The sequence below is a fragment of the Streptomyces boninensis genome (assembly GCF_048572725.1).
Taxonomy (GTDB): domain Bacteria; phylum Actinomycetota; class Actinomycetes; order Streptomycetales; family Streptomycetaceae; genus Streptomyces; species Streptomyces boninensis.
Genome location: NZ_CP183837.1, coordinates 5,014,429 through 5,035,368 on the forward strand (window position 1 = coordinate 5,014,429; position 20,940 = coordinate 5,035,368).

A 20,940-nucleotide genomic window follows, 5' to 3' on the forward strand; every position below is an offset into this window, starting at 1 on the left:
CGGGCCAGGCGATGGCGCTCACCCTGTATATCGACACCGCGCGCTGGCGCGGCCACCAGCAGCAGGTGCTGCAGCAGTTCCCGGGCATCGTCCCGGTCTGCAAGGGCAATGGCTATGGCTTCGGCCATGAGCGGCTCGCCGCCGAGGCGACCGGCTTCGGCGCCGACGTCCTCGCGGTCGGCACCGTCTACGAGGCCGCCCAGACCAAGGACTATTTCGGCGGCGACCTGATGGTCCTGACCCCGTATCAGCTCACCGAGGAGCCGGTGCCGCTGCCGACCCGCGTCATCCGCACGGTCGCGTCGGTGGACGGCGTCAGCCGCCTGGTGGGCGCCCGCGTCGTCATCGAGGTGATGAGCTCCATCCGGCGGCACGGCGTGAAGGAGGAGGACCTGCCGAAGCTGCACGGCGTCCTCGACGACGTACGCCTCGAAGGCTTCGCGGTCCACCTGCCCCTCGACCGTACGGACGGCACGGACGCGGTCGAGGAGGTCATCTCCTGGATGGACCGGCTGCGCGCCGCCCGGCTGCCGCTGCACACCATGTATGTCAGCCATGTCTCCGCGGAGGAGCTGGCGCGGCTGCGGCAGCAGTTCCCGCAGACGAATTTCCGCACCCGCATCGGCACCCGGCTGTGGCTCGGCGACCACGAGGCCACCGAGTATCGCGGCACGGTCCTCGACGTCACCCCGGTCGCCAAGGGTGATCGTTACGGCTACCGCCAGCAGAAGGCCTCCGGCGACGGCCACCTGGTCGTGGTCGCGGGCGGCACCTCGCACGGCGTCGGCCTGGAGTCCCCCAAGGCGCTGCACGGCATGATGCCGCGGGCGAAGGGCGTGGCGCGGGCCGGTCTGGCCACGGTGAACCGGAATCTGTCGCCGTTCCTGTGGCAGGGCAAGCAGCGCTGGTTCGCCGAGCCGCCGCACATGCAGGTGTCGATCCTGTTCCTGCCGGCGGACACGGCGCCGCCGGTGGTCGGCGACGAGCTGGTGGCGCAGCTGCGGCACACGACGACGATGCCGGACCGGGTGGTGGAGCGCTGAGTCCAGCGGCGGCACGGGGGCTACGGGGTGCCGCCGGAGGCGACTCCCCACTGGACGTAGTTCCCTTCGCGGGGTCCCGGGCCGTACCCGTCCCCGTACCGCACCGCATGCCGCCCGCTCGGCTGATGCCCGAGCACCCGCACGTCCGGCGCCCGGTCCAGGACGCCGCCGCCCGGGTCGTCGTCCCCGGCCCGGCGCACCGGGTCGCGCTCCGGCATGATCACGTCGCGGACCACGACCGCGCAGAGGTACAGCGTCCCGAGCAGATGCGCCGCGATGGCCAGGTGGTAGCCCTCCTCGGGCAGGCCCTTGGCGTTCTCGCCGCCCGAGGTCTGGGCCAGGTAGAGCCAGATGCCGACGAAGTACGCCACCTCCGCGGCCTGCCAGATCAGGAAGTCGCGCCAGCGCGGCCGGGCCAGCGCGGCGAGCGGCAGCAGCCACAGCACGTACTGCGGTGAATAGACCTTGTTGGTGAGGATGAAGAGCGCCACGACCAGAAACGCCAGCTGGGCGAAGCGCGGCCGCCGCGGAGCGTAGAGGGCGAGCGCCCCGATCGCCACGCAGCCGATCAGCACCAGCAGCATGGCGTACGTATTCGCATCATCCAGGGACTTGCCCGTCCGCTGCGAAATGATCAGCCAGAACGAGCCGAAGTCGACGCCCCGCTCCTGGCTGAAGGTATAGAACTTCGTCCACCCGTCCCAGGCGAAATACATCACGGGCACGTTCACCACCAGCCAGGACGCCACCGTGCCCCCGGTCGCCACCCAGAAGGCGCGCATCCGCCCCGCCCGCCAGCACAGCACCAGCAGCGGCCCGAGCAGCAGCACCGGATACAGCTTCGCGGCCGTCGCCAGGCCGAGCAGCACCCCGGCCACCCCCGGCCGGCTGCGCGACCACGCGAGCATCGCCGCGGCGGTGAGCGCCACGGCGAGCAGGTCCCAGTTGATCGTCGCGGTCAGCGCCAGCGCGGGCGCGAGGGCGACCAGCAGCCCGTCCCAGGGCCGGCGTGCGTGCGTACGGGCCACGCACACCGCGAGGACGGCGGCGCAGATCATCAGCATGCCGGAGTTGACCAGCCAGTAGACCTGCTCGCGGTGGACCATGTCCTGGCCGTGCGGGGTCAGCCAGGAGGCGAGCTCCATGAAGAGGCCGGTGAGCACCGGGTATTCGAGGTAGCTCATCCCGCCGGAGATGTCGTCCGGGATCCGGTCGAAGTACGGCACCAGATCGTCGGCGAAGCCGCGCCCGGCGTACAGATGCGGAATGTCGGAGTAGCACAGCCGCGTGTACTGCCCGCCGGAGCCGGAGAACCAGGCGCCGTCGTAACACGGGAACTTCTGCACCATGCCGAGCGCGAACATCCCGATCGCCAGCAGCGCCACCACCCGCACCGGCGTCCACCAGGACATCCCGCCGACCGCCCGCCGCCCGGCAGGCCCACCGATCAGCTCACTGCCCGCGGCCGCGACCTCATCCTGCGAGGTGGGCCGCACAACATCGGCCTCCTGCCCCTGCCGGCGCTTCGTCTCCGTATCCTCCCGCGCACTGCTCATGCCGCCCATCCTGCCGCAAGCCCCCCGCACACGACGCGGCCCCCGCACCGATCGTGAAGGTGCGGAGGCCGCGGCTGCCTGACTGTCCCGCTATGGGAAGAGTCCGCCGTCGTTGCCTCCGTTGCCGTTCCCGTTGCCTCCGCCGTTGCTGAGATCACCGCTCTCCGACGGCGTCGGGAAGCCGCCGGTATCGCCACCGGTGTCGCCGCCGGTCTGACCGCCGGTGTCCGTCTGGCACTTCGGATCCCACGGGTTGCACGAATCGGTCGGGTTCGGTGTCGACGGCTGGCCGCTCGGCAGGTCGTCGGACGGCGTCGGCGTCGGGTCCTCGGTCGGCTGCGTCGGCGTCGGCGTCGGCTTCGGGCTGGCGCCGGGGCCGTAGACCTTCTCGCCGATGGGCGGGGCGACCGGGAACTGCTTGATCTCCTTGCCTGCGAGGGCCTTCTTCATGTACGCCGTCCAGATCTCGGTCGGGTACGAGGCACCGTGGATGGACTCCTGCCCGCCCACACCGCGCATGGACAGGAACTTCTTCTGCCCCTTGGCGTCCGGGTCCAGGCGGTACATGCCGATCGAGGTGGACAGCTGCGGCGTGTAGCCGACGAACCAGGCCGACCGGTTCTCGTCGGTGGTACCGGTCTTGCCCGCCACCGGGCGGCCCAGGTTGTCACCCGCGTACGAACCGGTGCCCTTGGTGGCGACCGTCTGCAGCGAGCTGGTGACGTTGTCGGCGACCTTGGGGTCGAAGGCCGTCTGGGTCTTCTTCTCGTGCTTGTAGATGCTCGAGTCGCCCTGCTTGACCTCTTCGACCGAGTACGGGTCGGCCTGCACGCCGCTCGCCGCGAAGGTGGCGTACGCGCCGGCCATCCGGATCGCACTCGGCGCCGAGGTGCCCAGGGAGAACGTCGGCGACAGGCCTGCGAACTGGTCGTCGCTCAGGCCCGCGTCCACCGCGGCGTCCTTGACCTGCTGGAGGCCGACGTCCATGCCGAGCTGGATGAACGGCGTGTTGACCGAGAACTGCATGGCGGTGCGCAGGTTCACCATGCCCTTGCTCTCGCCGCCGTCGTTCTTCTGCTTCCAGATCTTCCCGGTCTTCTCGTCCTTCCAGACGGTCCCGTCGAAGTTCCGCAGCGTCACCTTGTTATTGCCGTTGAAGACGCTGTTCAAGGAGACCGGGGTGCGCTCGGACTCGGGTTGGCTGGCCTCCATCTCGGGGTTGAGCACACCCTTGTCGAGGGCAGCGGCCAGCACGAACGGCTTGAAGGTGGAGCCGACCTGGACACCGGTGTAGTCGGCGTTGTTGGTGTAGTGCCGGTTGTTGAAGCCCGTTCCGCCGTAGATCGCCTTGATGGCGCCGGTCTTCGGCTCGACAGAGGCGCCGCTGTACTGGACGTACTTGTCTTCCTCGCGCTTCTTCGGATTGATGTTCTTCCGCTTGGAGTCCTCGACCGCCTTCGCGAGGGCCAAGACATCCTTTTTCTTGAACGTCGTCTTGATCGTGTAGCCGCCCTGGTCGAGCTGCTGCTTGGTCAGGATGTTGTTGGCGATGACGTAGTTGTTCGCCAGGTCGACCAGGTAGCCCTTCTGGCCGTCCAGGTCCCGGGCCTTGTGCGGCTCGTCGACCTTCGGGAACTTATCCTCGTATTCGGCCCGCTTGGTGGCCGACAGCCGTCCGGTCTTGACCATCCGGTCCAGGGTCCACTGCTGGCGGGCCTTGACCCGCTCCAGGTTCTTCTCCGGCGTGGCCTCGGTGCCCATGCCGCCGGCCGGGTCGTAGAAGTTGGCGCCGTTGAGAACCGAGGCGAGGAAGGCGGACTGGTCCGGCTTCAGCTCGCTGGCGGGCACGCTGAAGTAGGCCTGCGAGGCGGCCTGGATGCCGTACGCGCCGCGGCCGTAGTAGGCGGTGTTGAGGTAACCGGCCAGGATGTCGTTCTTGCTCTTGGTCGCGCCGACCTTGATGGAGACGAAGAGCTCACGCGCCTTACGGGTGAGCGTCTGCTCCTGGTCCAGGTAGTAGTTCTTGACGTACTGCTGGGTGATGGTCGAACCACCCTGGGTCTCGCCGCCCTTGGCCATGTTGAACACGGCGCGGGCGATGCCCATCGGATCCACGCCGGCGTCTTTCTCGAAAGACTCGTTCTCGGCGGCGATGGTGGCGTTCTGCATCGACTTCGGGATGTCCTCGATATCGAGGATCTGCCGGTTCACCTCGCCACCGCCCGCGGCGACCATCTGGCTGCCGTCCGCGTACTGGTAGACGTTGGTCTGCTGCTTCGCCAGGTCGTTCGGCTCCGGCACGTCGACCATCGCCAGCGCTATGCCGGTGCCGCCGACCAGCAGCCCCAGGCCCATCACGCAGAGGCCCAGGACCTGCTTCCAGGACGGGAGCCAGCGGCCCGCACCGTCGCGGTCGGACCGCGGATAGTCAATGAACCGCTTCTTCGGCGGCGGCATAGGCCGCCTCCGGCGCGGCCGCGGCCCGTCCCCGTAGTCCCCGCCGTAGCCTCGGCGGCCACCGCCGCCTCCGCCACGTCCGCCGCCGTAACCTCCGGAACGGCTGGCCATGCCGGGGCCGTCAGGACCGCCAGGCCCCGCGGCGCGACGCCGGCCGGTGCCTCCGCCCATCGCCGCCCGGCGGGCCGCACCGCGGCCGCCCGGGGCACCGGGGACGCCGTCCCCGTAGCTGCCGCCTCGCGGGGGCGCGGCGCGACGCCGGCCTCCAGCGCCTCCGCCGTTCGGCGGCTTGCGACGGTGCTCGCTCATGGAAGGACTACTCCTAGGACAGGTGGCTACGCCTGCGTGTGCCGGCGGCCGTGGTCAGCCTTTGGTCCCCCCGATGTGCGGCCAGGGCAGCCAGGCCATGGTCACCGACAACCAGCCGCACTGTACCGAGGACGAGGACGTCCACAGCAGTCTCCTGGTTCCCGATGGCATGCATGCCGAACAGAGTACGCACGCCCAAAACCTTTAGAGCCAAGGATTCACCCCAAATCAGTCACAACGTGGGGGGTGAGATACGCGATGTGACGCCGTTCACAGATCCGTTCGCCGGACCCCCTCTTGCCGCCTCCGGGAGCCCGTTCTATCGTCTGGATGTATCGAGTCGATACATCAGCTCGACATAAGCGCCGCTTCTACCTGCGGCGTCCGGCGTGCGGAGAGGGAGGTGGACCGGCGATGAGCCGACGCTCAGGCGTCCTCGAGTTCGCGATCCTCGGCCTGCTCCGCGAGTCCCCGATGCATGGCTACGAGCTGCGCAAGCGGCTCAACACATCCCTCGGGGTCTTCCGGGCGTTCAGCTACGGCAGCCTGTACCCCTGCCTCAAGACGCTGGTCAGCCAGGGGTGGTTGACAGAGGAGTCCGGTGGGGCGCCCGAGGATGCCCTGACGGCGCCCCTCACGGGGCGGCGCGCCAAGATCGTCTACCGGCTGACGGCCGAGGGGAAGGAGCACTTCGAAGAGCTCCTCGCCCAGACCGGCCCGGACTCCTGGGAGGACGAGCACTTCGGCGTGCGCTTCGCCTTCTTCGGCCAGACCTCACGGGACGTACGGATGCGCGTCCTGGAAGGGCGGCGCAGCCGCCTGGAGGAGCGGCTGGAGAAGATGCGCGTCTCGCTCGCCCGCACCCGGGAGCGGCTGGACGATTACACGCTCGAGCTGCAGCGGCATGGCATGGAGTCGGTGGAGCGTGAGGTCCGCTGGCTGAACGAGTTGATCGAGAGCGAGCGGGCGGGGCGGGATCAGCGTGGATCCGGCCCCGGTTCGGCTCGCGAAGAGTCTGAGACGGGCGGCCTGCCCCGTGACCGGGACAGCACCCGGCCGGATCCGTCCGACGACACCACCAACTGAGGCCCTGCGCGAGTGCAGGGCTTCGTTACGAAACACAGGGAGCAACCGTCAATGGGTTCGGTTCGCGTAGCCATCGTCGGCGTGGGCAACTGCGCCGCATCTCTGGTGCAGGGCGTCGAGTACTACAAGGACGCAGACCCGGACAGCAAGGTCCCGGGCCTGATGCACGTCCAGTTCGGCGACTACCACATCAGTGACGTCGAGTTCGTCGCCGCGTTCGACGTCGACGCCAAGAAGGTCGGCCTCGACCTGGCGGACGCCATCGGCGCCAGCGAGAACAACACCATCAAGATCGCCGACGTGCCCAGCACCGGCGTGCAGGTCCAGCGCGGCCACACGCTGGACGGCCTCGGCAAGTACTACCTGGAGACCATCGAGCAGTCGGAGGAGGCTCCGGTCGACGTCGTCAAGGCGCTCAAGGACGCCCAGGTCGACGTGCTGGTCTGCTACCTGCCGGTGGGCTCCGAGGAGGCCGCCAAGTACTACGCGCAGTGCGCCATCGACGCGGGCGTCGCCTTCGTCAACGCGCTGCCGGTCTTCATCGCCGGTACGAAGGAGTGGGCCGACAAGTTCACCGAGGCGGGCGTGCCGATCGTCGGCGACGACATCAAGTCTCAGGTGGGCGCCACGATCACGCACCGCGTGATGGCGAAGCTCTTCGAGGACCGCGGCGTCATCCTGGACCGCACGATGCAGCTGAACGTCGGCGGCAACATGGACTTCAAGAACATGCTCGAGCGGGACCGCCTCGAGTCCAAGAAGATCTCCAAGACGCAGGCCGTCACCTCCCAGATCCGCGACCGCGAGCTGGGCGAGGGCAATGTCCACATCGGCCCGTCCGACTACGTGGCCTGGCTCGACGACCGCAAGTGGGCGTATGTGCGCCTCGAGGGCCGCGCCTTCGGCGAGGTCCCGCTGAACCTGGAGTACAAGCTCGAGGTGTGGGACTCCCCGAACTCCGCGGGCATCATCATCGACGCGCTGCGCGCCGCGAAGATCGCCAAGGACCGGGGCATCGGCGGCCCGATCCTCTCCGCCTCCTCGTACTTCATGAAGTCCCCGCCGGTGCAGTACTTCGACGACGAAGCCCGCGAGAACGTCGAGAAGTTCATCAAGGGCGAGGTCGAGCGCTGACGCTCCACTGACCCATCCGCATCACACGAGGGGGCCCCGGGCTGCTGCCCGGGGCCCCCTCGTGTGTTTGGCTTGCGCCATGCCCGTCGTACGCGATCTCCGCGGACTGCTCCACCTGCCCGGCTTCCGCCGGCTGCTTGCGGTGCGGCTGCTGTCGCAGGGCGCCGACGGCATCTTCCAGGTCGCGCTGGCGGCGTATGTGGTCTTCTCGCCGGAGAAGGAGACGTCTCCGGCCGCGATCGCCTCGGCGATGGCGGTGCTGCTGCTGCCGTACTCGCTCATCGGCCCCTTTGCCGGGGTGCTGCTCGACCGCTGGCGCCGACGCCAGGTGCTGCTCTACGGGAACCTGCTGCGGGCGGTGCTCGCCGGCGGCACCGCGGCCCTGATCCTCGCCGCCGTGCCCGACTGGCTCTTCTATCTCTGCGCGCTGTCCGTCACCGCCATCAACCGCTTCGTGCTGTCGGCGCTCTCCGCGGCGCTGCCGCGCGTCGTCGACACGGAGGAACAGCTCGTCCTCGGCAACTCGATCTCCCCCACCGCAGGCACCATCGCCGCCTCCGCGGGCGGCGGCGTCGCCTTCATCATCCGGCTCGCAGGGCCCGAGGGCCGGGCGGCGGACGCGCTGACGGTGATCGCCGGGGCAGGCGTCTATCTGTGCGCCGCGGTGGTGGCTACGACGATGCGTCCCGGGCTACTCGGCCCCGAACCGGGCTTTATACAGCCGCAGTTCCGTGCTGCCATCGCCAGCACGGCACGCGGACTGGTGGCCGGGGTGCGGCATCTCGCCGAGCGGCGGGTGGCGGCGAGGGCGCTCGGTGCCATGGCCCTGATGCGGTTCTGCTACGGCGGGCTGCTGGTGATGGTGCTGATGCTGTGCCGCTACGCCTGGACGGAGAACAACAAGGAGGCCCTGGCGCTGCTCGGGCTCGCCGTCGGCCTCTCCGCGGCAGGATTCTTCGTCGCTGCCGTCATCACGCCGTGGGTGGTGAACCGCATCGGACGGCTCGGCTGGATGGCGCTGTGCGCGGCGATCGCGGCGGTGGCACTGCCGGTGCTGGCGCTGCCCTTCGACCGCAGGCCGATTCTGGTCGCCGCCTTTGTGATGGGTCTGGTCACCCAGGGGTCGAAGATCGCGACGGACACGGTGGTGCAGTCATCGGTGGACGACGGCTTCCGGGGACGGGTCTTCTCGCTCTACGACATGCTCTTCAACGTCGCGTTCGTCGGCGCTGCGGGCGTCGCCGCACTGGTACTGCCCGCGGATGGGCGGTCCGTCGGGCTCGTGATCCTGGTGACGGTGATCTACGCGGCCGTTTCATGGGCGATGTTTCACGTGAAACGGGAGGCGCCGCGGTGGGCGGGGCCGGTGGATCCTGTTTCACGTGAAACATAGGCGTGGAACTGAGCCTGCTTCGTGAAACCTGAGCTGTTTCACGTGAAACATGGCTCCACTTACTCGCCCTACTCGCCCTGCTGGGCCGCCCACCACTTCTTCAGCTGCGCGACGGCCTCGTCACGCTCCATCGGCCCGTGCTCGAGCCGCAGCTCCAGCAGATGCGTGTACGCCTGGCCGACCTCCGGCCCCGGACGGATGCCGAGAACCTTCATGATCTCGTTGCCGTCGAGGTCCGGACGGATCGCATCCAGCTGCTCCTGCTCCTGCAGCTTGGCGATCCGCTCCTCGAGCCCGTCGTAGGCACGCTGCAGCGCATTGGCCTTGCGCTTGTTGCGGGTTGTGCAGTCGGAGCGGGTCAGCTTGTGGAGCCGCAGCAGCTGGTCACCGGCGTCACGCACATAGCGGCGCACGGCGGAGTCGGTCCACTCGCCGGTGCCGTAGCCGTGGAAGCGCAGGTGGAGCCCGATCAGCTTGGTGATCTGCTTGATGTCGTCGTTGGAGTACTTCAGCTTCGTCAGCCGCGACTTCGCCATCTTGGCGCCGACCACCTCGTGGTGGTGGAACGAGACGCGGCCGTCGCTCTCAAAACGCCTGGTCCTGGGCTTGCCGATGTCATGCAATAGCGCCGAAAGCCGCAGAATCAGGTCGGGTCCTTCGGTTTCCAGCGCGATGGCCTGCTCCAGGACGGTCAGCGAGTGCTCGTAGACGTCCTTGTGCCGGTGGTGCTCGTCCCGCTCCAGCCGCAGGGCCGGCAGCTCCGGCAGCACCCGCTCGGCCAGCCCGGTCTCGACCAGCAGCGTCAGCCCCTTCCGCGGGTGGGCGCCCATCACCAGCTTGTTGAGCTCATCGCGCACCCGCTCGGCCGACACAATGTCGATGCGGTCCGCCATGGCCGTCATCGCCGCCACCACCTCGGGGGCGACGTCGAAGTCCAGCTGAGCCGCGAACCGGGCGGCGCGCATCATCCGCAGCGGGTCGTCGGAGAAGGACTGCTCCGGGGTGCCCGGGGTGCGCAGCACCCCCTGAGCCAGGTCCGTCAGCCCGTCGTGCGGGTCGATGAACTCCTTTTCGGGCAGTGCTACTGCCATCGCGTTGACCGTGAAGTCACGGCGGACGAGGTCCTCCTCGATCGTCTCGCCGTACGACACCTCCGGCTTCCGCGAGGTCCTGTCGTACGCCTCGGAGCGGTACGTGGTGACCTCAATCTGATAGCCGTCTTTCTGGCACCCCACGGTGCCGAAGGCGATGCCGACCTCCCACACCGCGTCGGCCCACGGCCGCACGATCTTCAGGACGTCCTCGGGCCGCGCGTCCGTGGTGAAGTCCAGGTCATTGCCGAGCCTGCCGAGCAGGGCGTCGCGCACCGATCCGCCCACCAGGGCGAGGGTGAATCCGGCCTCTTTGAAGCGGCGGGCCAGGTCGTCGGCGACGGGTGAGACACGCAACAGCTCGCTCACCGCCTGTCGCTGCGCATGGCTGAGCTGGGCCTGCTGGGCTTCGCGGGTTTCCGGGACGTTCGGCACAACAGAACAGGGTACGGGTCCGCGGCCGGAGCCGAGCACTCCCCGGCACCCGCGACCCCTGCACATCGTTACCATCAGGGGGCCAAGGGGCCCGCGGCACCCGCCGTAGTCAGGGCCGACCAACGACGAGGACGGGCGAACGCGTGGCCAAGGCAGTGACCCAGCGGACCTCTGGCATGCCTGCCCGCCCCTGGACGGCACGCCGCCGCCTGGCCGCTGTACTCCTCCTCGGGCTCGCCGTACTCGCCGGACTCCTCCAGCTGCCCTCAGCGCCGCCCGCACAGGCTCAGAACGACGTCTCTCGCTCCGTGGACGTGGCCATCGACAAGCTGACGCCCACCGTGCCCGCGGAAGGCGACACGGTCACCGTCTCCGGCAAGCTCACCAACCGCACCGGCGCGACCATCCCCGACGCCCACGCGGCACTGCGCGTCGTCGGGCCGCTCGACAGCCGCAACTCCATCGCACAGGCGCGGGAACGCTCCGGCTTCTCGCAGCAGGCCGACGGCGCGGAGATCCCCAGCAGCAAGCGGAAGATCGGCAACCTCGCGCCCGGAGTCAGCAAGCCCTTCAAGATCCGCATCTCGGTCAGCAAGCTGGGCCTCGACACCGGAGGCGTCTACCAGCTCGCCGCCAGCGTCAGCGCCCCGCCCGCCGGCGGCGGCTATCAGCGGGTCGTGGGCATCGACCACAGCTTCATCCCCTGGCAGGAGGCCGCCAGGGACACCCGGACGAAGCTGTCGTTCATGTGGCCCCTGATCGCCGAGCCGACGCTCACCGCCCGTACGGAGGCGGACGACGAGCAGACGCCGGTCTTCACCAGCGACCGCCTGGAGCGCGAGCTGCGCCCCGGCGGGCGGCTGCAGCAGCTCGTGTCCCTCGGCGCCGACCTTCCCGTCACCTGGGTCATCGACCCCGACCTGCTGGCCAGCGTCGACCAGATGCGCGAGGGCTACAGCGTGCGGACCGAGGACGGCAAGACCGTCCGGGGCAAGGGGGAGGGCGTCGCCAAGGCCTGGCTCGCGCAGCTGGACGAGGCCATCAAGGGCCGGGAAGTGGTGGCGCTGCCCTTCGCCGACACCGACGTCGCATCGCTCGCCCACAACGGGCAGAAGGTCCCCGGCTCACTCGACCACCTCAAGAGCGCCACCGAAATGGCCACCTCCACCTTTGAGTCGGTCCTCCCCGGCGTGAAGCCGCGCACCGACTTCGCCTGGCCGGTGGACGGCGCCATCGACCCGGCCATCGTGAACACCGCGACCTCCGCCGGAGCCCGCAACATCATCACCCGCAGCGACAGCCTGAAGGAGACCAGCGGCCTCCCCTATACCCCGTCGGCCGCCCGGCCCATCGGCGGCGGCCGCACCGCCGTGGTCGCCGACGCCCGGCTCTCCCGCCTCTTCGAGGGCGACATGAACCAGGCCGAGGAGTCCTCGGTCGCGGTGCAGGAGTTCCTCGCCCAGACCCAGATGATCACGCTGCAGCAGCCCAATCGGCAGCGCAGCATCGTCGTCGCCCCGCAGCGCACCCCCACCGCCTCCCAGGCGCAGACGATGGCCACCGCCGTCGAGGGACTGTCCGACACGCTGTGGACCGACCCGCAGAACCTGGCCAGGGCCGCAAAGGCCGAGCCGGACCCGAGGGCCAACCGGACGGTGCCGGGCGCCAGCGCGTACCCCAACGATCTGCGCCGCCAGGAGATCCCCACCGAGACCTTCGAGCAGATCCTCCAGACCCAGAAGGACATCCGGGACTTCCAGAAGATCCTCTCCGCCCCCGACCGCGTGGTGCCCCCGTTCGCCACCGCCATACTGCGCGAGCTGTCCACCCAGTGGCGCGGGAACCCGAACGGCGCAACCGCCTACCGGGAAGATGTCAGCGGCTACCTCGAGGACCTCACCAATGAGGTGCAGCTCGTCAAGAAGTCCGACCTGACGCTGTCCGGACGCAGCGGCACCATCCCGGTCACCGTGCAGAACCAGCTGCTGCAGGACGTGCAGGGGCTGCGCCTGGAGCTCATCTCCAAGTCCCCCAAGCGCCTCCACGTCAGCAAGAGCCAGTGGATCGAGGTCGGCGGCGGCCACAGCACCTCGGTGAAGTTCGACACCGAGGCGTACGCCAACGGCCCCGTCGAGATCGAGGCGCGCCTCGTCACCGCGGACGGCGAGACCTTCGGCCAGCCGATGACCTTCACCGTCGAGGTCACCTCCATCACCTCCACCGTGCTCCTCGTCATCGGCGTCGGCATCCTGCTGCTCGTCCTCGCCGGCGTGCGGATGTACACGGCCCGCAAGCGGCGGGCCGCCGCGGAGGCCGCCGAGCCGGAGGCGGACGACCCCGAGGAGCGGCAGGATGAGGGGCCTGAGGACCCCGGCTCCGACGGCTCGGGCGACGACGACACCGGACCCGAAAGCGGCGCGCCTTCCGGCGCGGGTGAGAAGGTGGACCGGTGACAGCGCCCGTGCCGCAGCTCGTGACAGCCGAGCCGGGCCGCCGCAATGACGATGTGGGGTAGCGATGAACGCGCCGTATGACGGTGACCGCGTGCAGGGCTCCGGGAGCGACCCGGCCGGCCCGCCCGCTGTGCCGCCGCCGCCCGGGCACCCGCCCGCCCAGTCGCCGGAGCAGAACCCGTACGCACAGGACCCGCAGACCGGCGAGCAGCAGCCCCAGGATCCGTATGTCCAGGACGCGTACGCCTACGACCCGTACCGCGAGCCGGACCCGCTGACCGACGCCTATTACGACCAGGCGGCGCACCCCCCGCCGCCGCCCGGCAGCCAGCCGCCGGCACAGCCGCTCTATCAGCAGCCGCCGGCCCCCGAGCACGCCCCCGACCCGCGGCTGTGGGGCCAGCCGCCCGCGCCGGAGCCGGACGGGCCCGGCCGCCATCTGCCGTACGGGGACGCCTCCACCGGCACCATGTACCTCGGCCTCGACGACCTCGTCACGCATGCCGGGGAGCAGCAGCCGGAGCCGGACGCCTTCGCGCACCTCTACCGGGATCAGGGTGCCCACGCCGCGCAGCAGCAGCACGGCCAGGAGCAGCCGGAGCCCGCGCAGCCGGCGGTGCCCGCCCAGCGAGGCGGCAAGATGGCGTCCATCGCCCAGTCCAGCGCCGTCATGGCGGCAGGCACGCTCGTTTCGCGTGTAACAGGGTTCCTGCGCCAGCTGATGCTGGTCGCGGCGCTCGGCGGCGCCACCCTCAACGACACGTACACCGTTGCCTGGACGCTGCCGACGATGATCTACATCCTGACCATCGGCGGCGGACTCAACTCCGTCTTCGTGCCGCAACTGGTCCGCTCGATGAAGAACGACGAGGACGGCGGCGAGGCCTTCGCCAACCGGCTGCTGACCCTCGTCGCGGTCATCCTCGGCGCGCTGGTCGTCATCTCGTTCTTCGCCGCCCCACTCCTCGTACGGCTGCTGTCGACGCCGATCGCAAACGACCCGAACGCCGACGCGGTCGCCGTAACCTTCGCCCGCTACTGCCTGCCCACCATCCTCTTCATGGGCATCCACGTGGTGATGGGCCAGATCCTCAACGCCCGCGGCCGCTTCGGCGCCATGATGTGGACCCCGGTCCTCAACAACATCGTCGTCATCGGCACCCTCGGCCTCTTCCTGTGGGTGTACGGGACGAACAGCTCCTCGGGCCTCACCGAGGACAACATCCCGCCGGAGGCCATCCGCCTGCTCGGCGCGGGCACCCTCCTCGGCCTCATCGTCCAGGCGCTGTCGATGATTCCGTACCTGCGGGAGACCGGCTTCAAGGTCCGCCCGCGCTTCGACTGGAAGGGCAAGGGCCTCGGGAAGTCCGCCAAGCTTGCCAAGTGGACGCTCCTCTTCGTCCTCGCCAACCAGCTCGGCAACATCGTCGTCACCCAGCTCGCCACCGCCGCCGGCAAGGCAGCGGGCAAGGAGCACCCCGGCACCGGCATCACCGCCTACCAGAGCGCCCTGCTGATCTGGCAGATGCCGCAGGCGATCATCACGGTGTCGGTGATGGCGGCGCTGCTCCCCCGGATCTCCCGGGCGGCCGCCGACGGCGAGTTCGCGGCGGTCCGCGACGACATCTCGCACGGGCTGCGCACCTCCGCCGTCGCGATCGTGCCGATCGCCTTCGGCCTCCTCGCGCTCGGCGTGCCGATGTGTCTGCTGATGTTCGGCTCCTCCGGCCACGACACCGCACGGTCCTTCGGCTATGTGCTGATGGCCTTCGGCCTCGGCCTCATCCCGTTCTCCGTGCAGTACGTCGTCCTCCGCGGCTTCTACGCCTTCGAGGACACCCGGACGCCCTTCTACAACACCCTGATCGTCGCCGGGGTCTCCGCGGGAGCCTCGGCGCTCGCCTACGTGCTGCTGCCCGACCAGTACGCCGTCGCCGGCATGGCCGCCGCGTACGGACTCGCCTACGCGGTCGGCGTCGGCGTCGCCTGGGCCCGGCTGAAGAAGCGCGTCGGCGACCTCGACGGCCCACGCGTCGTCCGCACTTACGCCCGCCTGAGCTTCGCCAGCATTCCGGCGGCGGTCCTCAGCGGCGTCGTCTCGTGGGCGATCCTCCGGGCGCTCGGAGACGGATTCTTCTCGGCCCTCGCCGCCACCGTCGTCGGTGGGGCCGTGCTCCTCGCACTCTTCTACGTCGTCGCCAGGCGGCTGCGGGTCGAGGAACTCAACACACTGGTCGGGATGGTGCGCGGCCGCCTCGGCCGGTAAAAGCGGGGTACACGCGCAACCATCGGCGGCCACCGCGTGTCGTGCTTATCGGCAAGGTGTGGGCACAATTGTCTTGGCTCGCGTCGGTGGAAGCACATGGAATGGGGAGGCAGGAACGACGGTGGCGGATCGTAGTTCAGCGGCCGTCGACGACACGGCAGACGGCAAGGACCCGATGAGCGACGCGGAGGAGAACGGCGGCGCCGAAGAAACATCGGAAACCACGCCGCCACCGGAGCTCCACAGCGGCCACAAGCTGGCCGGGCGCTATCGCCTCGAAGAGTGCCTCACCCGTCTGGATGGATTCAGCAGCTGGCGGGCGGTCGACGAAAAGCTGCGCCGCGCCGTCGGAATCCATGTGCTGCCGGCCGACCACCCGCGCGCCCGCCCGGTGCTCGCCGCGGCCCGTTCCTCGGCGCTGCTCGGCGACCCACGCTTCGTGCAGGTCCTCGACGCCGTCGAGGAGGAGTCGCTCGTCTACGTCGTCCACGAATGGCTCCCCGACGCCACCGAGCTGTCCACGCTCCTCGCCACGGGCCAACCGCTGGAGCCCCACGACGCCTACCAGCTCGTCAGCCAGCTCTCCCAGGCCGTCGCCGCGGCCCACCGCGAAGGGCTGACGCACCTGGCGCTGACCCCCGCCTCTGTGCTGCGCACCTCCTCCGGGCAGTACCGCATCCGCGGCCTCGCCATCCTCGCCGCGCTGCGCGGCCTCAGCTCCGACCACCCGCAGCGCGACGACACGGAGGCGATCGGCGCCCTCCTCTACGCCGGGCTGACCGGCCGCTGGCCGTACGAGGACGATGCGTACGGACTCAGCGGGCTGCCCAAGCAGGTCGGGCTGATCGCGCCGGACCAGGTGCGCGCGGGCGTCCACCGCGGACTGTCCGAGCTCGCCATGCGGGCGCTGGTGAACGACGGGGCCACCCCCTCGCGGCTTGAGCCGCCGTGCACCACATCCGAGGAGCTCGCCGAGGCCGTCGCCGCGATGCCGCGGATCCGGCCCCCGGAGACCCACTACAGCCTGCCGCCGCGCGGCGGGCGCACCACCTATCAGCAGGGTTCGTACGCCCGCCCCGGCCCCAACGGCAGCGGCGGCCGGCCCGGCGTCGGGGCACCGGCGGCCGCGGCGCCGCCCGCGCTGCCCGGCCGCACCGGCAAGGCGGTCAAGTGGAGCGTCTCGGGGCTGCTGATCGCCGCGCTGGCCCTCGGCAGCTGGCAGCTCGCCGACACGCTGATGAACCAGGGGACGACCTCCGACGACTCCGGCCAGAGCCAGTCCAACGCCGCCGGGGGCGCCAAGGACGGCAAGCCCATCGACATCAAAGAGGTGAAGGACTTCGACCCGCCCGCGCCGGGCAACGGCGAGGAGAACCCCGAGCGGACCGGCAATGCCATCGACGGGGACGCCGGCACCTTCTGGCAGACCCAGTGGTACACCTCCGCCCGGTTCGGCAACCTCAAGCCGGGCGTCGGCCTCATCCTGGACCTCGGCAAGGTCCAGCGGGTCGGGAGCGTGGAGGTCAAGGCGATCGGGGCCACCAAGCTCCAGGCGATGGCGGCGCCGAAGAGCGCCTCGGCCATGCCCACGGCCCTGGACGGCTTCACACGTATTGCCAGTGGTAACGGAACCGATGTCACTCTGAAGCCGAAGAAGGCGGTCATGACGCGGTACGTTCTTGTCTGGCTCACCGAGCTACCGCAGAACAACGGTGAGTTCCGCGGCAAGATCTCGGATATCAAGGTCAAGGACTGACGATGCGCAGCAGGGGAGGGGGCAGACGGTGGCACACCCCGGCGGCAGCGCCGCGGACGACGACCGCGAGCTCCTCGCCCGACACGTCTCCGGTGACCCCGACGCCTTCGCCGAAATAGTCAGGCGCCACCGCGACCGGCTCTGGGCCGTGGCGCTGCGCACGCTCGGCGACCGCGAGGAAGCCGCTGACGCCGTCCAGGACGCCCTCGTCTCCGCCTATCGGCGTGCCGACACCTTCCGCGGCCAGTCGGCCGTCACAACCTGGCTGCACCGCATCACGGTCAACGCCTGCCTCGACCGGGCCCGCAAGGCAGCCACCCGCCGCACCTCGCCGGTCGCCGACACCGACCGCTTCGAGCAGCTCCTGGAACCCGCCGAATCGGCTGCCGCCCCAGCAGAGCGCCGCGACCTCAACCGTGAGCTGCTGGCGGCCCTCGCCACGCTCCCGCCGGAACAGCGGGCGGCCATCATCCTCGTCGATATGCAGGGGTACCCGGTGGCCGAGGCGGCGGAGATCCTCGATACGCCGGTAGGTACGGTGAAGAGCCGGTGCGCCCGCGGACGCTCCCGGCTGCTGCCGCTTCTTACGCACCTGCATCCCAAGCGGAACCAGACCGACGACGCATCCGTCCCACAGACGGCAGGTCCCGCAGATCCGCCGGAGAGCAGCATCGTCAAGGGCGGAGGTGAGATCTCGTGACATCGGAAGCCCACACGTCCGCCTCCTCGGACGGGCACCCGGAGGTCGCGGACATCTCCGCACTCGCAGAGGGACTGCTCCCGGCCGAGCAGAGCAGCGCCGTACGCGCGCATCTTGCGGAGTGTGAGATCTGCGCGGACATCGAGATGTCGCTGGATGAGATCCGAGGGCTGCTCGGTGACCTTCCGAGCCCGGCTGCCATGCCGGAGGACGTCGCCACCCGAATCGATGCGGCGCTGGCGGCCGAGGCGCTTGTTTCACGTGAAACCGCGACGGCGCCGGACGATGTTTCACGTGAAACGGATGCCGGGCCGAGCTCTGTTTCACGTGAAACGGTGACGCCACTTACCGCCGGCCGCCGGCGGCAGCGGGGCAGGGGCCCACGCATCGTCTTGAGCCTCGCCGCGTCGGTCGCCGTCATCGCCGGCGGCGTCTGGCTGGGTTCCCTCGCGATCGACTCCGGAGCGGGAGGCGATAACGCGTCGAAGGCCCAGGACGCCGGCGGGGGCGCTGAAAAGGCCGCCCCCGGCGAATCGTCCGCGGGGTCCGTCTCCCGCGAGGAACTCGGCGACAAGGTCACGGCGCTCCTTGCCGATCCCGGCAACCAGACGCTTGAGGGCGGTGGTGACGCCACCCTCAAGGGGACACCGGAGACCGGGGAGCCGAAGACGAAGGACGAGCGCCGCCCGGCCGTCGTGCCCACCTGCATCCGCGACCTGATCAGCCGTGCCGAGAAACCGGTCGCCGTCGACGAGAGCGTCATGCGTGGCGGGCAGGTCTACGTCGTGGTGCTGCCGAACGTCACGGACCGCGCACAGGTCGACGCGTACGCCGTCTCGGCCACCTGTGTCACCGCCCCGGGAAGCCCTTCCGAGCTGCTGCAGAAGTCCACCTACCCGCGCCCGTAGCCGTGGCGTTCGGCACCGGGAATGCCCGGGCCGTAGGATCCGTTGGGTGGTGTGGAAGCCGCAACAAGTAGCGAAAAGATCGACAGCTGCCCGGCAGGAGACAAGGAAGATTCCCGTGAGCGACGTCCGCAACGTGATCATCATCGGCTCGGGGCCCGCGGGATACACCGCGGCGCTCTACACCGCCCGCGCGGCTCTTCAGCCCCTCGTCTTCGAGGGAGCCGTTACCGCAGGCGGCGCGCTGATGAACACCACCGACGTGGAGAACTTCCCCGGTTTCCGGGACGGCATCATGGGGCCCGACCTCATGGACAACATGCGGGCCCAGGCGGAGCGCTTCGGCGCCGAGCTGGTGCCGGACGACATCGTCTCCGTCGACCTGACGGGGGAGATCAAGACGGTCACCGACACCGCGGGCACCGTCCACCGCGCAAAGACCGTGATCGTCTCCACCGGCTCCCAGCACCGCAAGCTCGGGCTGCCGCGTGAGGACGAGCTCTCCGGCCGCGGCATCTCCTGGTGCGCCACCTGTGACGGCTTCTTCTTCCGCGACCAGGACATCGTCGTGGTGGGCGGTGGCGACACCGCCATGGAGGAGGCCACCTTCCTCTCCCGCTTCGCGAAGTCCGTGACGGTCGTGCACCGGCGGGACGAGCTCCGCGCCAGCAAGGCCATGCAGGAGCGCGCCTTCGCCGACCCGAAGATCTCGTTCATCTGGGACAGCGAAGTCACCGAGATCCACGGCGAGAACAAGCTCTCCGGCCTCACGCTGCGGAATCTGAAGACCGACGAGTCCTCCCAGATCGCGGTGACGGGTCTGTTCATCGCCATCGGCCACGACCCGCGGACGGAGCTCTTCACGGGTCAGCTGGACCTGGACGACGAGGGCTACCTGACGGTGGACGCACCCTCGACCCGCACCAACATCACGGGTGTGTTCGCGGCGGGCGACGTCGTCGACCACACGTACCGCCAGGCGATCACCGCCGCCGGCACAGGCTGCTCGGCCGCCCTCGACGCCGAGCGCTTCCTCGCCGCCCTCACGGACGGCGAGAAGACCGCCGAGCCGGAGAAGACGGCCGCCACCGCCGTCTGACCCTTCCACCCCGCCAGCGCAACACCCGAAGTAAGGAGAACACCATGGCCGGTGCCACGGTCACCGCTACCGACGCAGACTTTGAGGAGAAGGTCCTCAACAGCGACAAGCCCGTGCTGGTCGACTTCTGGGCGGCGTGGTGCGGTCCGTGCCGCCAGATCGCCCCGTCGCTCGAGGCCATCGCCGCGGAGAACGCCGACAAGATCACGATCGTCAAGCTGAACATCGACGAGAACCCGGCGGTCGCCGCGAAGTACGGCATCATGTCGATCCCGACGATGAACGTCTACAAGGGCGGCGAGGTCGTGAAGACCATCGTCGGCGCGAAGCCGAAGGCCGCGCTGGAGCGCGACCTCGCCGACTTCATCGGCTGAGGCGACGGCAGAGCCCACCGAAAGGGCCGGGCGGTGTTTCACGTGAAACACCGCCCGGCCCTTTCGTGCACCCGACCCGATATGCCCCTGTATGCCCCTGTGAGCGCCTCGCACCGCCTCAGAGGGGGCGGAGGACCGGATCCTTCTGTACGGCCCCCAGAAGCTTGTCCAGCGCCAGCTCGACGTCTTCCTTCCACGAGAGCGTGGTCCTCAGCTCCAGCCGCAGCCTCGGATAGCGCGGATGCTGCCGTACGGTCTTGAATCCCACGGCGGCCAGATACTCGGCGGGCAGCACACAGGCCGGCTCCTTCCACTGTGCGTCGCCGAAGGCCTCGATCGCCTTCACCCCCCGCCGCAGCAGATCCTTCGCCACGGTCTGCACCAGCACCCGGCCGAGCCCTTGCCCCTGATAGCCCGGCATCAGCCAGGCCGTCATCAGCTGGACGGCGTCACCCGACACAGGGCTCGTCGGGAAGGCGTAGGAACGCGGCACATAGGCGGGCGGCGCGTACATCACAAAGCCCGCGGGCACGTCGTCGACATAAGCGACCCGGCCGCAGGAACCCCACTCCAGCAGCACGCCGGAAATCCAGGCTTCCTTCTCCAGCTCGGGCCGGCCGGCCTTTACCGCGGCCTCTCCGCTGACAGGGTCGAGCTCCCAGAAGACACAGGATCTGCATCGCTTGGGGACGTCGGGAAGGTTGTCGAGCGTAAGCGGCGCGAGACGTCGCCCCATGAGTTGCGTTCCTCTCCTCCCGGAGCACCTCGCGCCGCCGCGGCCAAGGCACCTCGCTCGCGGATCAAGCTTCCAATGAACCCGCTCACTGCACCCAGGCCGAGGCCTACGGTCACCAGTCCGGTGCGGCTCACCGTTCGCATGGCC

The 20,940-nt window shown here is 69.5% G+C and carries 15 protein-coding genes; 11 read left to right on the plus strand and 4 right to left on the minus strand.

The genetic code is table 11. The features are described from left to right. Positions 1-11 precede the first annotated feature (11 nt). Entirely contained in the window at positions 12-1,043 is a 1,032-nt protein-coding gene (locus ACNNMR_RS22845) for an alanine racemase (RefSeq protein WP_419996531.1), read from the plus strand. A gap of 20 nt (positions 1,044-1,063) precedes the next feature. On the opposite strand, the gene ACNNMR_RS22850 is transcribed toward ACNNMR_RS22845, so the two are convergent. Both ACNNMR_RS22850 and ACNNMR_RS22855 read right to left on the minus strand, forming a co-directional pair. Beyond that, the gene (locus ACNNMR_RS22850) at positions 1,064-2,599 is read right to left on the minus strand and encodes a glycosyltransferase family 87 protein (RefSeq protein ID WP_419996532.1); all 1,536 of its coding nucleotides are present in this window, start codon (positions 2,597-2,599) and stop codon (positions 1,064-1,066) included. A gap of 90 nt (positions 2,600-2,689) precedes the next feature. Further along, entirely contained in the window at positions 2,690-5,365 is a 2,676-nt protein-coding gene (locus tag ACNNMR_RS22855) for a transglycosylase domain-containing protein (RefSeq protein WP_419996533.1), read from the minus strand. A gap of 414 nt (positions 5,366-5,779) precedes the next feature. Between ACNNMR_RS22855 and ACNNMR_RS22860 the strand changes: the two genes are divergently transcribed. The 3 genes from ACNNMR_RS22860 to ACNNMR_RS22870 all read left to right on the plus strand — a co-directional run bounded on the left by ACNNMR_RS22860 (position 5,780) and on the right by ACNNMR_RS22870 (position 8,978). Then, on the plus strand, positions 5,780-6,451 hold the full coding sequence (locus ACNNMR_RS22860) for a PadR family transcriptional regulator (protein WP_419996534.1): 672 nt from the start codon (positions 5,780-5,782) through the stop codon (positions 6,449-6,451). A 51-nt stretch (positions 6,452-6,502) separates the two neighbouring features. Beyond that, a complete protein-coding gene (locus tag ACNNMR_RS22865) occupies positions 6,503-7,585 on the plus strand; it encodes an inositol-3-phosphate synthase (RefSeq protein WP_419996535.1) in 1,083 nt (360 codons plus the stop codon). A gap of 79 nt (positions 7,586-7,664) precedes the next feature. Beyond that, complete coding sequence (locus ACNNMR_RS22870) at positions 7,665-8,978, plus strand: MFS transporter (protein ID WP_419996536.1); 1,314 nt, start codon at positions 7,665-7,667, stop codon at positions 8,976-8,978. Between the two features lie 68 nt (positions 8,979-9,046). Here the strand turns inward: ACNNMR_RS22870 and ACNNMR_RS22875 are convergent, their stop codons facing one another. Continuing rightward, a complete protein-coding gene (locus ACNNMR_RS22875) occupies positions 9,047-10,570 on the minus strand; it encodes a CCA tRNA nucleotidyltransferase (protein ID WP_419996537.1) in 1,524 nt (507 codons plus the stop codon). Positions 10,571-10,680: 110 nt separating this feature from the next. Between ACNNMR_RS22875 and ACNNMR_RS22880 the strand changes: the two genes are divergently transcribed. The 7 genes from ACNNMR_RS22880 to trxA all read left to right on the plus strand — a co-directional run bounded on the left by ACNNMR_RS22880 (position 10,681) and on the right by trxA (position 20,057). After that, positions 10,681-12,957, plus strand: a complete 2,277-nt coding sequence (locus tag ACNNMR_RS22880; protein WP_419996538.1) for a DUF6049 family protein — start codon at positions 10,681-10,683, stop codon at positions 12,955-12,957. A 64-nt stretch (positions 12,958-13,021) separates the two neighbouring features. Continuing rightward, positions 13,022-15,223, plus strand: coding sequence for a murein biosynthesis integral membrane protein MurJ (gene murJ, locus ACNNMR_RS22885; RefSeq protein ID WP_419996539.1), 2,202 nt, complete (start codon positions 13,022-13,024; stop codon positions 15,221-15,223). A gap of 121 nt (positions 15,224-15,344) precedes the next feature. Beyond that, complete coding sequence (locus tag ACNNMR_RS22890) at positions 15,345-16,979, plus strand: protein kinase family protein (RefSeq protein ID WP_419996540.1); 1,635 nt, start codon at positions 15,345-15,347, stop codon at positions 16,977-16,979. Positions 16,980-17,007: 28 nt separating this feature from the next. After that, positions 17,008-17,679 carry an RNA polymerase sigma factor SigM gene (sigM, locus tag ACNNMR_RS22895; RefSeq protein WP_419996541.1) on the plus strand — a complete coding sequence of 224 codons (672 nt, stop codon included), beginning with the start codon at positions 17,008-17,010 and terminating at the stop codon, positions 17,677-17,679. Next, positions 17,676-18,587 (plus strand): anti-sigma factor family protein, encoded by a 912-nt coding sequence (locus tag ACNNMR_RS22900; protein WP_419996542.1) that lies wholly within the window; start codon positions 17,676-17,678, stop codon positions 18,585-18,587. The genes sigM and ACNNMR_RS22900 overlap by 4 nt, the downstream gene beginning before the upstream one ends. A 115-nt stretch (positions 18,588-18,702) precedes the next feature. Beyond that, positions 18,703-19,683 (plus strand): thioredoxin-disulfide reductase, encoded by a 981-nt coding sequence (trxB, locus tag ACNNMR_RS22905; RefSeq protein ID WP_419996543.1) that lies wholly within the window; start codon positions 18,703-18,705, stop codon positions 19,681-19,683. Between the two features lie 44 nt (positions 19,684-19,727). Then, positions 19,728-20,057 carry a thioredoxin gene (gene trxA / locus ACNNMR_RS22910; protein ID WP_419996544.1) on the plus strand — a complete coding sequence of 110 codons (330 nt, stop codon included), beginning with the start codon at positions 19,728-19,730 and terminating at the stop codon, positions 20,055-20,057. A gap of 118 nt (positions 20,058-20,175) precedes the next feature. Here trxA and ACNNMR_RS22915 read toward each other — a convergent pair whose 3' ends face one another. Next, a complete protein-coding gene (locus ACNNMR_RS22915) occupies positions 20,176-20,793 on the minus strand; it encodes a GNAT family N-acetyltransferase (protein WP_419996545.1) in 618 nt (205 codons plus the stop codon). Between the last annotated feature and the right edge of the window lie 147 nt (positions 20,794-20,940).

Bases quoted from the DNA above. Each gene is read 5' to 3' on its own strand.
- ACNNMR_RS22845 (WP_419996531.1), top strand. From the start codon at position 12: ATGGCGCTCACCCTGTATATCGACACCGCGCGCTGGCGCGGCCACCAG.
- ACNNMR_RS22850 (WP_419996532.1), bottom strand. From the start codon at position 2,599: ATGAGCAGTGCGCGGGAGGATACGGAGACGAAGCGCCGGCAGGGGCAG.
- ACNNMR_RS22855 (WP_419996533.1), bottom strand. From the start codon at position 5,365: ATGAGCGAGCACCGTCGCAAGCCGCCGAACGGCGGAGGCGCTGGAGGC.
- ACNNMR_RS22860 (WP_419996534.1), top strand. From the start codon at position 5,780: ATGAGCCGACGCTCAGGCGTCCTCGAGTTCGCGATCCTCGGCCTGCTC.
- ACNNMR_RS22865 (WP_419996535.1), top strand. From the start codon at position 6,503: ATGGGTTCGGTTCGCGTAGCCATCGTCGGCGTGGGCAACTGCGCCGCA.
- ACNNMR_RS22870 (WP_419996536.1), top strand. From the start codon at position 7,665: ATGCCCGTCGTACGCGATCTCCGCGGACTGCTCCACCTGCCCGGCTTC.
- ACNNMR_RS22875 (WP_419996537.1), bottom strand. From the start codon at position 10,570: ATGTGCAGGGGTCGCGGGTGCCGGGGAGTGCTCGGCTCCGGCCGCGGA.
- ACNNMR_RS22880 (WP_419996538.1), top strand. From the start codon at position 10,681: ATGCCTGCCCGCCCCTGGACGGCACGCCGCCGCCTGGCCGCTGTACTC.
- murJ (WP_419996539.1), top strand. From the start codon at position 13,022: ATGAACGCGCCGTATGACGGTGACCGCGTGCAGGGCTCCGGGAGCGAC.
- trxA (WP_419996544.1), top strand. From the start codon at position 19,728: ATGGCCGGTGCCACGGTCACCGCTACCGACGCAGACTTTGAGGAGAAG.
- ACNNMR_RS22915 (WP_419996545.1), bottom strand. From the start codon at position 20,793: ATGGGGCGACGTCTCGCGCCGCTTACGCTCGACAACCTTCCCGACGTC.